The organism is Sphingomonas sp. BK069, assembly GCF_014193405.1.
Taxonomy (GTDB): domain Bacteria; phylum Pseudomonadota; class Alphaproteobacteria; order Sphingomonadales; family Sphingomonadaceae; genus Sphingomonas.
In genome coordinates, this window is the sequence record NZ_JACHZH010000008.1 from 35,672 (window position 1) to 48,784 (window position 13,113).

Annotated in this window: 14 protein-coding genes; 10 read left to right on the forward strand and 4 right to left on the reverse strand. The window is 69.4% G+C overall.

Annotation, left to right across the window (positions count from 1 at the left end; genetic code table 11):
• Positions 1–76: 76 nt before the first annotated feature.
• The 6 genes from FHY02_RS18670 to FHY02_RS18695 all read left to right on the forward strand — a co-directional run bounded on the left by FHY02_RS18670 (position 77) and on the right by FHY02_RS18695 (position 5,559).
• Positions 77–1,471, forward strand: coding sequence for an undecaprenyl-phosphate glucose phosphotransferase (locus FHY02_RS18670; protein ID WP_311722024.1), 1,395 nt, complete (start codon positions 77–79; stop codon positions 1,469–1,471).
• Entirely contained in the window at positions 1,461–2,246 is a 786-nt protein-coding gene (locus FHY02_RS18675; RefSeq protein WP_183925072.1) for a WecB/TagA/CpsF family glycosyltransferase, read from the forward strand. The genes FHY02_RS18670 and FHY02_RS18675 overlap by 11 nt, the downstream gene beginning before the upstream one ends.
• Positions 2,247–2,250: 4 nt before the next feature.
• The gene (locus FHY02_RS18680; RefSeq protein ID WP_183925074.1) at positions 2,251–2,802 is read left to right on the forward strand and encodes a hypothetical protein; all 552 of its coding nucleotides are present in this window, start codon (positions 2,251–2,253) and stop codon (positions 2,800–2,802) included.
• A 357-nt stretch (positions 2,803–3,159) separates the two neighbouring features.
• Positions 3,160–3,669 (forward strand): FxDxF family PEP-CTERM protein, encoded by a 510-nt coding sequence (locus FHY02_RS18685; RefSeq protein WP_183925076.1) that lies wholly within the window; start codon positions 3,160–3,162, stop codon positions 3,667–3,669.
• A 144-nt stretch (positions 3,670–3,813) separates the two neighbouring features.
• On the forward strand, positions 3,814–4,752 hold the full coding sequence (locus tag FHY02_RS18690) for a beta-1,6-N-acetylglucosaminyltransferase (RefSeq protein ID WP_183925078.1): 939 nt from the start codon (positions 3,814–3,816) through the stop codon (positions 4,750–4,752).
• A 48-nt stretch (positions 4,753–4,800) separates the two neighbouring features.
• The gene (locus FHY02_RS18695) at positions 4,801–5,559 is read left to right on the forward strand and encodes a metallophosphoesterase (RefSeq protein ID WP_183925080.1); all 759 of its coding nucleotides are present in this window, start codon (positions 4,801–4,803) and stop codon (positions 5,557–5,559) included.
• A 38-nt stretch (positions 5,560–5,597) separates the two neighbouring features.
• Here FHY02_RS18695 and FHY02_RS18700 read toward each other — a convergent pair whose 3' ends face one another.
• The 4 genes from FHY02_RS18700 to FHY02_RS18715 form a co-directional block, all read right to left on the reverse strand.
• Positions 5,598–6,125: a CAP domain-containing protein gene (locus FHY02_RS18700; RefSeq protein ID WP_183925082.1), complete on the reverse strand. Its 528-nt coding sequence runs from the start codon at positions 6,123–6,125 to the stop codon at positions 5,598–5,600.
• Positions 6,126–6,224: 99 nt separating this feature from the next.
• Positions 6,225–6,857 (reverse strand): L,D-transpeptidase family protein, encoded by a 633-nt coding sequence (locus tag FHY02_RS18705; RefSeq protein WP_260172997.1) that lies wholly within the window; start codon positions 6,855–6,857, stop codon positions 6,225–6,227.
• Entirely contained in the window at positions 6,854–7,528 is a 675-nt protein-coding gene (locus tag FHY02_RS18710) for a PEPxxWA-CTERM sorting domain-containing protein (RefSeq protein WP_260172998.1), read from the reverse strand. The genes FHY02_RS18705 and FHY02_RS18710 overlap by 4 nt, the downstream gene beginning before the upstream one ends.
• Positions 7,529–7,640: 112 nt before the next feature.
• Positions 7,641–8,549, reverse strand: coding sequence for a LysR family transcriptional regulator (locus FHY02_RS18715; RefSeq protein ID WP_183925254.1), 909 nt, complete (start codon positions 8,547–8,549; stop codon positions 7,641–7,643).
• 84 nt (positions 8,550–8,633) lie between these two features.
• Between FHY02_RS18715 and FHY02_RS18720 the strand changes: the two genes are divergently transcribed.
• From FHY02_RS18720 to FHY02_RS18735, 4 genes are all read left to right on the forward strand, one after another.
• Positions 8,634–10,187, forward strand: a complete 1,554-nt coding sequence (locus FHY02_RS18720; protein ID WP_183925084.1) for a CoA-acylating methylmalonate-semialdehyde dehydrogenase — start codon at positions 8,634–8,636, stop codon at positions 10,185–10,187.
• A 22-nt stretch (positions 10,188–10,209) separates the two neighbouring features.
• Positions 10,210–10,707: a hypothetical protein gene (locus FHY02_RS18725; RefSeq protein ID WP_183925086.1), complete on the forward strand. Its 498-nt coding sequence runs from the start codon at positions 10,210–10,212 to the stop codon at positions 10,705–10,707.
• Positions 10,708–10,721: 14 nt separating this feature from the next.
• Positions 10,722–11,885 carry an acyl-CoA dehydrogenase family protein gene (locus FHY02_RS18730; RefSeq protein ID WP_183925088.1) on the forward strand — a complete coding sequence of 388 codons (1,164 nt, stop codon included), beginning with the start codon at positions 10,722–10,724 and terminating at the stop codon, positions 11,883–11,885.
• A 182-nt stretch (positions 11,886–12,067) separates the two neighbouring features.
• On the forward strand, positions 12,068–13,111 hold the full coding sequence (locus FHY02_RS18735) for an enoyl-CoA hydratase/isomerase family protein (RefSeq protein ID WP_183925090.1): 1,044 nt from the start codon (positions 12,068–12,070) through the stop codon (positions 13,109–13,111).
• The last annotated feature ends 2 nt before the right edge of the window (positions 13,112–13,113 follow it).

The window sequence follows — 13,113 nt, forward strand, 5'->3', positions numbered from 1 at the left end:
CGGGAAGGGAACGGCGAGGCGTGAGCGAGTGGCGACGGTAGTGCGGCCCACCAGGGTAAGGCGGTTCACGTCCAACGTGATTCCGTCGCTGATCTTCGTCGTCGATCTGCTCTGCCTGCTGTTCAGCATGCCGGCGGCGTTGCTGCTGTATGAATTCTCCGTCGGCTTGGCGGTGGTGCCCGGCGTCCACACGGCGGCGGCGTTCATCGCCGGGGTGGCGTTCTTCCTGATCCGGCAGTCGCGCGGCGTGTACAGCCAGTCGCTCGCGATGCTGCGCTCGAGCGACGCCGCGGTGGCGCTCGACTATGTCTTCGCCGCACTGCTGAGCAGCGCGATCGTGTGGCAGTTCGGTCTGGTCGATGAATTCTCGCGCGGGCTGACGCTCTGGTACGTCGGCTCCTGCGTCGGCTCGCTGCTGGTCAGTCGCTTCGTGCTTCGCGCGCTGCTGCACCGGCTCGCGGTCGGCGGGCGCATTCGCCAGCGCGTGGTGCTGTACGGCGCCGACACCGAGATCGTCGAGCGGACCTGCCGCATGCTCGATCTCCAGGCGCTGCCGCAGCTGCTGCTGGTCGGCGTGGCGGACGATTACGCGCGACGCTCGCGCGACGAGACGGTAGGGGATCTGCCCTTCATCGGCGGCTTCTCCGAGCTGCTGGCGATGGCGCGCGACGGCGAGGTGGACCAGGTGCTGATCGCGCTGGCTGACCTCACGCGTGACCGGCTCGACCTGATCCTCGACAAGCTCAGCGAGGTCGCGATCGACATCTCCCTGATCCCGCGCGAGGCGATCGCGCTGGCGCCGGACTATCGGGTGAATTTCGTCGGTGCGATCCCGGTACTGACCTTGTGGCAGCGCCCGATGCGCGACGGCGACACCTTGCTGAAAGACGCCGAGGACCTCTTCATCGCCGCGGTGGCGCTGGTGTTCCTGTCACCGCTGCTGCTGGTCACCGCGCTGGCGATCAAGGCCACCAGTCGCGGGCCGGTGTTGTTCAAGCAGCCCCGCTTCGGCTTCAACAACCGCGAGATCATGGTCTACAAGTTCCGCTCGATGTACGTCGACCGGCAGGACGTGTCGGGCGCCGAGCGGACGCGCAAGGGCGACCCGCGAATCACACCCGTCGGGCGGCTGATCCGCAAGCTCAGCATCGACGAGCTGCCGCAGATCTGGAACGTGCTGCGCGGCGAGATGTCGATCGTCGGCCCCCGTCCGCACGCCACGCACATGAAGGTGGGCGACCATTATTATTTCGACGCGGTGAAGGGCTATGCCGCGCGCCACCGCGTCAAGCCGGGGATCACCGGGCTGGCGCAGGTGCGCGGGTTGCGCGGCGAGATCCAGACGATCGAGCGCGCCAAGCGCCGCGTCGAACTGGACCGCTATTATATCGATCACTGGTCGCTCACGCTCGATCTCAAGATCATCGTCCAGACCGTCGCCAACATCCTGTTCGACAAGAATGCGTACTGAGCCCGACGCGGCGCGCGGCTTTCTCGGGCTGCGCTTCGACCCGCTCGACACCGACGCGGCGGTCGCCTGGCTGCGGGAGGCGAGCGCGGCGGCTTCGTTCGCTTATGTGGTGACGCCCAACGTCGACCATATCGTCCGGCTCGACGCCGCGGGGCGCGACGAACCCACCGGGCTGGCGCTGTGGCATGCATATGAGGGCGCGGCGCTCACCCTGTGCGACAGCCGCGTGCTCGCCCGACTGGCGCGCTGGTGCGGCGTGACGCTGCCGGTCGCGCCGGGGAGCGATCTGACGGTACGGCTGTTCGACGAGGTGGCACAGCCCGGCGATCGGGTCGCGATCATCGGCGGTGATCCGACGCTGCTCGAGGCGCTGCGGCAGAAGTATCCGGGCCTCGACATCGTCCAGCACGTGCCGCCGATGGGGCTGTTGCGCGACCCGGCGGCGCTGGCGGCAGCGGCGGCGTTCGGGCGCGACTCGCGCGCGCGCTTCCTCCTGCTCGCAGTCGGTTCGCCGCAGCAGGAGATCGTCGCCGCGCGGATCGCGGCACTGCCCGGTGCGCACGGCGTGGCGCTGTGCGTCGGCGCGTCGCTCGACTTCATCGTCGGGCGTCAACGCCGCGCCCCGCGGCTGGTGCAGCGACTCGGACTCGAATGGGCGCACCGGCTCGCCTCGCAGCCGCGGCGGCTGTGGCGGCGCTATCTGGTCGAGGGGCCGCGCATCTTCCGCCTGGCGCGATCGTGGCGCGCCGGGCGCGGCTCGTTCGCCCCGGACTGAGCGCGTGGACGATCGCTGGCATCCGGGCATCGGCGACCCGACCGCAATCGGCTGGATCACCGTCCTGACCTATTTCATCGCCGCGCTGCTGTGCGCCGCGGCGCAGCGGCGCGAACCGGCCGGGCCGCGGCCGCGGCGCTACTGGCTGGCGGTGACCGTGCTGCTCGTCTTGCTCGGGATCAACAAACAGCTCGATCTGCAATCGCTCTTCACGCAAGTTCTGCGTGACCGGGCCAAAGCGCATGGCTGGTACGAGCAGCGACGCGAGTTCCAGGCGCTGTTCATCTTCGTCATCGCGGCGATCGGCGCGGCGTTTTTTGCTGCACTGCCATATGTCATGCGGCACCAGCCGCGTGCCCGAAACATCACGCTGGCGGGTCTCGTCTTTCTCTATTGCTTCATCCTGGTGCGCGCTTCGTCGTTCCACCACGTCGACTGGGCGCTCAGCCGCACCTTCTTCTGCATCCGTCTCAATTGGGTACTTGAATTGGGCGGGATTGTCATCGCCGCGGCGGGGGCGCTACTCGTCCTTCGGCGACCGCAAGCCGGCCGTTAACTATAAACATCAAGTCGAGTGCTCGCCCCTGTTGCGGCGGATGCATTCCACCGAAGCGGATCGGTCACGATCCGGCCATATCAAGAAGTGACCTGCTCGTCCCGATCCAGGAAACGCCGAGCATTGCGGTGCGCCACGTCCTGCGCTCTTAAGTGTGCAGGACGACATGAGGCGGCTCTTCCCATGCTGCCAATTTGTTACACTGAGGACGTGTCCCGAAACAGTCCGCAGTGCCTCAAATCGGCGATGGTTTAGTTTCCGTAAATCAGTATCAGCCCGGTCATCGGGTGGTGAACCAGCCTCGTCATTCAACCGTCCGGGTCGTGGTGTTTTCAGGGATCTAAGGGAGTTATCCGCATGAAGAAGTTTGTTGCATCCGCACTCGTCGCCGCCGCGTTCAGCGCCGCGACTCCCGCCATGGCGACCGAGCTGGCGCTCGAGCAGTCCGCCGACGGCACCTATTCGGCCACCACCGGCTTCGTCTCGAAGACCCCGGGCGGCTTCACCGACACCTATACGTTCAACGTGCCGTCGGTCGGCAAGGTGGGCGCGAGCGTGATCTCGCTGTCGATCACCGGCGCGATCCAGCTGCTCTCGGGCACGCTCAACGGCACCGCGCTGATCATGCAGCAGCTCGGCACCGACTCCTACGTGCTCCGCTCGGCCGATGGCGGCCAGCTGACGATCGACAACCCGCAGAAGCTGATCATCAACGGCACCTCGCAGGGTGGCGGCAGCTACACCGCCAACGTGACCTTCGCCGCGGTGCCGGAGCCCGCGACCTGGGCGCTGATGATCCTCGGCTTCGGCGTGGTCGGTTACTCGATGCGCCGTCGTCCGGCGGTGCGCTTCTCGCAGGCGATCTGATCCGACGCGGGGCGCTTAGTCCCGCCGATCCGATGATGCGATCAAGCAAGCGGCGGTCGCCCCAGCGGGCGGCCGCCGTTTTCGCGTTGCCTCATCCTTGGCTTCGGCGCAGGGCAGGGGCTCGCCGCGGGGAGAGGGTGAAGGATGAGTCCGCAGATCGGTTTCGTGATCCTGTCGCATCGCGAACCGCGCCAGCTGCTGCGGTTGGTGCGCACGCTCAATCGGCTTTATGGCGACCCGCCGATCGCATGCCATCACGACATGGCGCAGTGCCCGATCGATACCGCGCCTTTTCCCGACAACGTCCGCTTCGTCTCACCGAGCATCCGCACCGGCTGGGCGAAATGGTCGGTGGTGCGCGCCTTTCTCGCCGCGCTCGAGCTGCTGTACCGCGACGCTGACCCCGACTGGTTCGTGCTGCTCAGCGGCGCCGATTACCCGATCAAGCGCGCCGAGACGGTCCGTGCCGAGCTGGCCGCGACGGCGGCCGACGCGCTGATCGACTATCGCCAGGTCGGCGACACATCGCGGAGCGCGCTAGAGCGGTTCGGGCCGCGCAACCCGGAGCTCGACCAATTCGAGTCGGACGGCAACCGCCGGCTCAAGTGGAGCCACTATCAGGGCGCCGAGCTGTGGTTCCCGATGCTGCGCTTCAACGACGGCGGCCGGCGCGTCCGGCCGGGGCGGTTCACCTGGCATCTACCGTTCGCCTCGCCTTTCGCGCCGTTCTCGCGCGATTTCCCATGCTTCTACGGCGACCACTGGATCACCGCCGACCGCCGCGCGGCGCGGCTGCTGCTGACGCCGAGCCGGCGCCACCTCCGCCTTCAGCGCCACCTCCATCGCCGCGCCATCCCGGAGGAATGCTATTACCAGACGGTGCTGTGCAACGAGCCCGGGCTGACGCTCGACCGTGACAATCGCCGCTACGCGCAGTGGAACGGCGGCGGGGCGCATCCGCAGCAGCTCGGCGTCGCGGACCTGCCCGCGATCATGGCGTCCAACGCTCATTTCGCCCGCAAATTCGACCATGACGATCCCGTGCTTGACCGGATCGATGCGCTGCTGTTCGACGGCGACTGACCGCGCCGCCGGGGCACGACGGAACATGTGAGAGGCAGCGATGCGGTGATGATCGGGCGTTGGCTGGGCCGTGACCGCGAGCGGCGCTACTGCCTGCCCGAGGGCGTGCGTGCCTATGCCGTCGGCGACGTCCACGGCCGCGCCGACCTGCTCGCGCCGATGCTCGACTGGATCCGCGCAGACAGCGACTCGCGCGGTGGCTATCCCGAGGTCCACGTCGTCTTCCTCGGCGACCTGATCGACCGCGGCCCGGCCTCCGCCTCGGTGGTGAGCATGCTCGCGAGCGGGCGTGCCGCTTTCGGTCAGCGCCACTTCATCCGCGGCAACCACGAGCAGGTGCTGCTCGACATTCTCGACGGCGCATGGGAACGGCTCGACGACTGGCTCGCGGTCGGCGGGGTGGAAACGCTGGTGAGCTACGGCGTCGACCCGGCACTGCACCTGCGTGACCCCGAGGCGTTCCGCCGCGCGATGCGCGACTCGATCCCGTCGCTGCACGTCGGTTTCCTGCGGCGGATGGTGCCGATGGTGCGACTCGGCGACTATGTCTTCGTCCATGCCGGCATCCGCCCGCGCGTGCCGCTCGAGGAGCAGAGCGAGCGCGATCTGCGTTGGATCCGGCGCGATTTCCTCGACAGCCGCGTGGATCACGGCGTGATGGTGGTGCACGGCCACACCGTCAGCGACAAGGTGGACGTCCGCCGTAACCGCATCGGCGTGGACACGGGAGCCTATGCCTCGGACCGACTGTCGGTGCTGGGGCTGGAGGCGGACCGCCGCTGGGTGCTCACCAGCCGGCTCGGGTGAGGGGAGGCGGCCGCTCGATAGCGGTCCCCTTCAGCGCCTCAGAAGGGCCGTTCGCCCAGGTAATTGCCCGCGTTCTTGTAGCGACACACCAGCACGTCTTCCTCGCCGCCGCGCGCCACCGCGCAGCCGACCTCGTCGGTGTCGCGCCACATCAGCTGGGTGTAGTGGCCGACATCGTCGACGCGGCCGGTCACGCTGTTGTACGGGAACACGCCGGGGCGGAAGTAGCGCTTCTCGCGGATCCAGCCGTTGACCATCGCCTCGGGCGTGAAATAGCCGCGTGTGCCGGCCCAGAGGTTCTCGCCCTCGGGATCATAATGGCGCTCGGGCGCGTGCTCGAAGCGGCCGGTGCTGGCGAGATAGTCGGCCCAGCGCTGCGCCGACTGGACCAGCTCGCGGTTCCACCGCAGCGGGGCGAGGCCGACCGAGGCGCGCTCGTGATTGTGCGCCGCGAGCACGCGGGCGTCGAACGTTTGCGAGAAGCTTGCCGCGCCGCTCAGCAGCGGGGCGGCGAGCAGGGTGGCAAGGGCGGCGATGAGCCGCCGGGGCGCGTGGGCGCGCGGCATGTCCGGAACCCTTCCTGATGCTCGATCCAGGAGGGCGATGTACCGGCCGGCCACTTGCCAACCGGTCGCCAAACACGGTTAGCGGCGGCTAAGCTATGTTTACGCGGTGATCGTGACCAGGTCGCCGCGCGCGCTGGCGGTGAACACGCGGCGCGCGAAATCCTCGGGAATGCCGACGCAGCCGTGCGTGGCATAGCCGCGCCGCACCGCGCTGGCGTGGATCGCGACCCCGTCATTCGTGAGCCGCAGCATGTAGGGCATCTCGGCGTCGTAGAGCGTCGACTGGTGCAGTCGCGCGCGCGCGAGGATCGGGAAGGTGCCCGTCGGCGTCGGTTTGTGATCGGTGCCGTAGAGGATCACCGCGGTGCCGATCTCGTGCCCGCCGCGGAACACCGACATGAGCTGGCGCGACAGATCGACGCGGATGCGCGTGTCGCCTCCGGCGGGAACGCCGCTCTCGTTCCAGACATAGTCGCCGAAATGCATCGGGCGGTCGACGCGGAGCAGGCTGTGCACGAGCAGCGGCGTGCCGTCGGGTGCGGGAAGCGACGGCTCGCGCCCGGCCGGGTAGCTCACCCGCGTACCATAGCTGCCGATCGTGGTCGCTGGCACGGCCGGGCGCGCGCTGGGCGAAGGCGAGGGTGACGTCGCCGGCCGGCTCCACCACGCCATGCCGAGCGCGCCGACGCCGGCCGCGGCGAGCGCGACCGCCACGCCGGCGAGTCGGCTCATGCGGCCGCGTCGGCCTCCGCCGCGCGGCGGCGCGCGACGCGGCGCAACGCGCCGCCGACCATCAGGAAGCCGAGAATCATCGTCGCCCAGGTGGCGGGCTCAGGCACTGCAGGGGGTGGCACGACATCGTCGCCACCGCCGCCGCCCCCACCGCCGCCACCCCCACCGCCGGTGCCACCGCCCGGTATGAACGGCGTCGTCGGGGTGAAGCCGCCGCCCGGCGGCAGCGGCCCGAGCACGGCCGGGGTGAGCGGCACGTCACCCACCGGCACGCCCGGCCCGAACGCGAGCGGCGTCGCGGGCAGCTCGACATAGGGGGGCGCCCAGCCGATGCTCGGCCGCTCGCGCACGTTGCTCAGCACGCGCTCGCGCGGCGCACCCGGCACCGGCACGCGCGGACGCGACGCCAGCCGCTGCTTGGCGGGTTTGGTGGTGAACATCGCGCCCGCATCGCGGCCGCCGGGTGAGCGCGCGCCGAGGATCGCAGCAGGATCGGGCAGGTCGACCAGGCGCGCGACCTTGGCCGAGGCCTCGGCGATGCCGAGCCCGCCGATCGTGCCGCCCAGAGCGCCATAGCTGCCGACCGCGGCCACGCCGACCAGCCCGCCGACCGCGACGCGCGCGATCGTGAGGTGCCACATCAGGGTGAGCGGGCGACGCCAGCTAATCATCGATCAGACCTATCCCTGTTTCCGAACCGACCAACGGTCAAGGAAGCGCGATGCTCCCTCTCTACGTAGACAGCCGCGTGAGTCCAGAAAAATGTCCGGTATTAACAGTTTATCATGGGACAGTGTTGCACGTCGGCAGCAGTCGATCACGCTGCTGATCGATCAATTGTGTTAACCAATGACGGAACGCGCGGACCCGCCGCAACTGTCGTGTGTCACGGTGTGTGACCAGCCAGAAGCCGCGCGTGATCGCCACATCAGGGATCACCCGCAGCAGCGACTCATCGTTGCCGCCGATGAAGTGTGGCAAAACCCCCACACCGGCACCCGCCGCGATGAGCCGGGCCTGTGCGTTGATGCTCGAACTGCGCAGCGTCGGCGCGAGCGCCGAATCGATCTCGTGCAGGTATCGCAGCTCGGGCGCGTACAACAGATCGGGGATGTAGCCGACCAGCCGATGGCGCTTTCCCAGCGTCGCCAAGGTCGGCACGCCGTCACGCTCCACCAGCGAACGCGCCGCATAGAGGTGCAGCGCATAGTCGGACAGCTTGCTTGCCACGACCGGTCCGTGGCGCGGCCGCGCCAGCAACACGGCGACGTCGGCCTCGCGCCGCGATGGGCTGAGAAAGCCGGAGTTCGCCACCAGATCGATCGTCAGCGCCGGATGCGCCGCCGCGAACGAGTCGAGGTGCTGCGCCACCAGCCAGATGCCAAAACCCTCGGACACGCTCACCCGCAGCGTGCCGGTGAGCGCGCCGGGCGGATCGGCGCCCTCGCCGATACGCTCCGCCGCGCTCGCCATCTGCTCGACCTGCGCGAGCAGCGACTCGCCCGCCTCGGTGAGCACCTGCCCCTCGCGGGTCTGCTCGAACAGGGTCCGGCCCAGCCGCGCCTCGAGCCGGCGCAGTCGCCGACCGACGGTGGTGGCGTCGACGCCGAGCAGCGCGGCGGCGCGCGCGATCTGACCGGTGCGCGCCACCGCGAGGAAATCCTGCAGGTCGTTCCAGGCGATCGGCTGCATCAACGCAGGCCGAGGTTGCATAATTGCCGCTTGCCTGCAACCGCGCCGGGTCGCACACCGGAGGGAAGAGATAGAGGAGAGGCGATGCGCACCATCGACCATCACATCGCCGGTGCGGCAGCGTCCGCGGGCGGCGGTGGCGCTGCGAGGGAAGGCGCGCGCGGCGGGGACGTCTACGACCCCAATACCGGGCAGGTGCAGGCGCGCGTGACGCTCGGCACCGCCGCCGACCTCGACCGCGCGGTAGCGGCGGCGCAGGCGGCGCAGCCCGGCTGGTCCGCGACCAACCCGCAGCGCCGCGCGCGCGTGATGTTCCGCTTCAAGGAGCTGGTCGAGCGCGAGATGGAGCCGCTGGCACGGCTGCTCTCGTCCGAGCACGGCAAGGTGATCGCTGACTCCAAAGGCGACATCCAGCGCGGGCTGGAAGTGATCGAGTTCGCCTGCGGCATCCCCCACCTGCTCAAGGGCGAGTATACACACGGCGCCGGCCCTGGGATCGACGTTTACTCGATGCGCCAGCCGCTCGGCATCGGCGCGGGCATCACCCCGTTCAATTTCCCGGCGATGATCCCGATGTGGATGTTCGGCGTCGCCATCGCCTGCGGCAATGCTTTCCTGCTCAAACCGTCCGAGCGCGACCCGAGCGTGCCGGTGCGGCTCGCCGAGCTGATGCTCGAGGCGGGCGCGCCGGAGGGCATCCTCCAGGTCGTTCACGGCGACAAGGAGATGGTCGACGCGATCCTCGACCATCCCGCGATCTCGGCGGTGAGCTTCGTCGGCTCGTCCGACATCGCGCATTACGTCTACCGCCGCGGCGTGGACGCAGGGAAGCGCGTCCAGGCGATGGGCGGCGCCAAGAACCACGGCATCGTCATGCCCGACGCCGACCTCGACCAGGTCGTCGCCGATCTCGCCGGCGCCGCCTTCGGTTCGGCGGGTGAGCGCTGCATGGCGCTGCCCGTGGTGGTGCCGATCGGCGAGCAGACCGCGGAGCGCCTGCGCGACAAGCTGATCCCCGCGATCCGCGGCCTGCGCGTCGGGGTCTCGACAGATGCCGAGGCGCATTACGGCCCGGTGGTCAACGCCGCGCACAAGCAGCGCGTCGAGCAATGGATCGGCACCGCGGTCGAGGAAGGCGCGGAGCTGGTCGTCGATGGCCGCGGCTTCACGCTCCAGGGGCATGAGAACGGCTTCTTTGTCGGTCCGACCCTGCTCGACCGGGTCACGCCACAGATGCGCTCCTACCAAGAGGAGATCTTCGGGCCGGTGCTCCAGATCGTCCGCGCGCCCGACTTCAAGACAGCGCTGCGCCTGCCGAGCGAGCATCAGTACGGCAACGGCGTCGCGATCTTCACGCGCAACGGCCATGCCGCGCGCGAGTTCGCCGCGCGTGTCAACGTCGGCATGGTGGGCATCAACGTGCCGATTCCGGTGCCCGTGGCCTATCACAGCTTCGGCGGCTGGAAGCGCAGCGCGTTCGGCGACGTCAACCAGCACGGCACCGAGGGCGTGCGCTTCTGGACCAAGGTCAAGACCGTGACGCAGCGCTGGCCCGACGGGTCCGCGCTCCCTAGCGGTAGCGAGGACGGTGGACCCTCGCGCGTGCAGGACGCGTTCGTGATCCCGACGATGGGGTGACGATATGCGGTGGAGCGGACGGATGGCGATGACGGCGGGGCTGGCGGCGATGCTCGCCGCGTGCTCGCCTCAAACGGCGGACTACAACCGCCACGAGGTGCCCGAGGACGAGGCGCGCGCCCAGGCCGCGATCGAGCGCGCCGCGGCGCAGAACGGCGTCGCCACCACCGCGCGCGCCGGCGTGCCGATCGCCGCACCGGCCGAGACCGCGGCGCGATCGCGCGCCTTCCCGACCGACTTCCTCGGTTACTGGGGCATCAGCTACGACGACTGCCAGCTCGCCAACACCAATGCGACCGGCCGGATCAACGTCGACGCCGACACGATCCGCCTCCACGAGGCGAAGGCGCGCGTGCAGCGGCTCGAACAGCGCTCGCCCTATGAAGTGGTGGCGGACCTCCGCTTCGACGGCGCGGGCAACTCGTCGTGGGAGCGGCGCGACCGCTTCACGCTCGAGCAGGGCGGCACCATCCTCGTCCGCACCGAGGCACCCAACGTCCAGCGCTATCGGCGCTGCTGACCGCAAGGCAGGACATGACCGACCAGTTCGACCTCACCCCCCAGTTTGATCTCACAGGCGACCAGCGCGAGATCCAGGAACTCGCGCGCCGCTTCACCGCCGATCGCATCACGCCGCACGCGGCCGAGTGGGACGAGACGCATCACTATCCCGTCGACGTGTGGAAGGCGGCGGGCGAGCTCGGCTTCGGCGCCATCTACGTCAGCGAGGCGTCAGGCGGGATCGCGCTCGGCCGGCTCGAGGCGGCACTGGTGATGGAGGCGATGGCCTATGGCTGCCCCGCGACCAGCGCGTTCATCTCGATCCACAATATGATGGCCTGGATGATCGACCGCTTCGGCTCGGCCGAGATCAAGGATCGCTTCCTGCCCGGCCTCGTCACGATGGAGACGATCGGCAGCTATTGCTTGACCGAGCCGGGCTCGGGCTCGGATGCGGCGGCGTTGAAGACGAGCGCGCGACGCGACGGTGACGATTACGTGCTCAACGGCACCAAGCAGTTCATCTCGGGCGCGGGCTACAACGACGTGTACGTCTGCATGGTGCGCACCGGTGAGGAGAAGGCCCGCGGCATCAGCGCGATCGTGGTCGAGAAGGGCACGCCCGGCCTGTCCTTCGGCGCGCCCGAGCGCAAGCTCGGGTGGAACGCCTCGCCGACCGCGCAGGTGATCTTCGAGGACTGTCGCGTGCCCGCCGCCAATCTGGTCGGCGCCGAGGGCGAGGGGTTCCGCATCGCGATGGCGGGGCTCGACGGCGGCCGGCTCAACATCGGCGCCTGCTCGCTCGGGGGGGCGCAGCGCTGCCTCGACGAGTCGATCCGCTACGCGCGCGAGCGCCAGCAGTTCGGCCAGCCGATTGCCGACTTCCAGAACACGCAGTTCACGCTGGCGGACATGGCGACCGACCTTGAGGCGGCGCGGGCGCTGCTCTATCTCGCCGCCGCCAAGGTGACTGCGGACGCGCCCGACAAGTCGCGCTTCTCGGCGATGGCGAAGCGGCTGGCGACCGACAACGGCTCGTCGATCGTCGACCGCGCGCTGCAGCTCCACGGCGGCTACGGCTATCTCAAGGACTATCCGATCGAGCGGTTCTGGCGCGACCTGCGCGTCCACTCGATCCTGGAGGGGACCAATCAGGTGATGCGCATGATCATCGGCCGCGAGCTGACCCGACAATGAGGGGGGCGACTCAAATCCTCCCCGCAGGCGGGGAGGGGGACCGCCAGCCGCAGGCTGGTGGTGGAGGGGGGCTTCCGCCTGCGCGACGCTCGGGGTTCCTGCTCCACCGCCAGCAGCGCTTGCGGAAAGCCCCCTCCACCATGCTCCGCATGGTTCCCCTCCCCGCAAGCGGGGAGGATTGAGTGGCTGACCTCATCGCCGAGACGGAGGGCGGCGTCGCGCGGCTGCGGCTCAACCGGCCGCAGGCGCTCCACGCGCTCACCGCGGAGATGTGCGCCGCCGTGCTCGACTCGCTCGAGCGGTGGCGCGGCGACGATACGATCCGCTGCGTCACGATCGACCATGCCGAGGGGCGCGGCTTCTGCGCCGGCGGCGACATTCGCCTGCTCGCCGAGAGCGGCGCGGGTGACGGCAGCGCCGCGCGCGCCTTCTTCTACGTCGAATATCGCATGAACCACCGGCTGTTCACCTACGCCAAGGACGTGGTCGCGTTCATGGACGGGGTGACGATGGGCGGCGGCGTCGGCCTGTCGCAGCCCTGCCGCTACCGCGTCGCCACCGAGAACACCAAGCTGGCGATGCCCGAGACCGGCATCGGCCTCTTCCCCGACGTCGGCGGCGGCTGGTATCTCTCGCGCCTGCCGGGGCGGATGGGCCAGTATCTCGCGCTCACCGGCGCGCGCGCCGATGGCGCGGCGTGCCACGCGCTCGGGCTGGCGACGCACTATGTCGAGAGCGCGCGGCTCGACGCACTCAAGCGCGACATCGCGGCGCGCCCGGGCGAGCTGCGCGCGCTGCTGGACGCCGCGCATGTCGATCCCGGCCATGCCGTGCTGCTCGACCAGCGCGAGGCGATCGACCGGCTGTTCGCCTCCGACGAGGTCGAGGCGGTGTTCGCCGCGCTGGAGGCGGACGACAGCGAGTTCGCGCGCGCCACGCTGGCGACGCTGCGCACCAAGTCGCCGCAGACGATGAAGGTCTCGCTCAAGCTGCTCAAGGACGGCGCGCGCATGGCCGACTTCGCCGATGAGATGCGGCAGGAATATGCGGTCGCCACGCGCGTGGTGCAGCGACACGACTTCCTCGAGGGCGTGCGCGCGGTGATCGTCGACAAGGACAACGCGCCGCGCTGGGAGCCCGCCACGCCCGAGGGCGTCAGCGACCATGTCATCGACCAGATCTTCGCCCCGCTGCCCGAGGCCGAAGCCTGGACTCCGCACGATTGAGG

What these genes read in the sequence shown, in the direction of transcription:
- FHY02_RS18695 (WP_183925080.1), top strand. Translation starts at nt 4,801, where the DNA reads ATGATCGGGCGTTGGCTGGGCCGTGACCGCGAGCGGCGCTACTGCCTG.
- FHY02_RS18720 (WP_183925084.1), top strand. Translation starts at nt 8,634, where the DNA reads ATGCGCACCATCGACCATCACATCGCCGGTGCGGCAGCGTCCGCGGGC.
- FHY02_RS18705 (WP_260172997.1), bottom strand. Translation starts at nt 6,857, where the DNA reads ATGAGCCGACTCGCCGGCGTGGCGGTCGCGCTCGCCGCGGCCGGCGTC.
- FHY02_RS18700 (WP_183925082.1), bottom strand. Translation starts at nt 6,125, where the DNA reads ATGCCGCGCGCCCACGCGCCCCGGCGGCTCATCGCCGCCCTTGCCACC.
- FHY02_RS18675 (WP_183925072.1), top strand. Translation starts at nt 1,461, where the DNA reads ATGCGTACTGAGCCCGACGCGGCGCGCGGCTTTCTCGGGCTGCGCTTC.
- FHY02_RS18730 (WP_183925088.1), top strand. Translation starts at nt 10,722, where the DNA reads ATGACCGACCAGTTCGACCTCACCCCCCAGTTTGATCTCACAGGCGAC.
- FHY02_RS18710 (WP_260172998.1), bottom strand. Translation starts at nt 7,528, where the DNA reads ATGATTAGCTGGCGTCGCCCGCTCACCCTGATGTGGCACCTCACGATC.
- FHY02_RS18715 (WP_183925254.1), bottom strand. Translation starts at nt 8,549, where the DNA reads ATGCAGCCGATCGCCTGGAACGACCTGCAGGATTTCCTCGCGGTGGCG.
- FHY02_RS18685 (WP_183925076.1), top strand. Translation starts at nt 3,160, where the DNA reads ATGAAGAAGTTTGTTGCATCCGCACTCGTCGCCGCCGCGTTCAGCGCC.
- FHY02_RS18690 (WP_183925078.1), top strand. Translation starts at nt 3,814, where the DNA reads ATGAGTCCGCAGATCGGTTTCGTGATCCTGTCGCATCGCGAACCGCGC.
- FHY02_RS18725 (WP_183925086.1), top strand. Translation starts at nt 10,210, where the DNA reads ATGGCGATGACGGCGGGGCTGGCGGCGATGCTCGCCGCGTGCTCGCCT.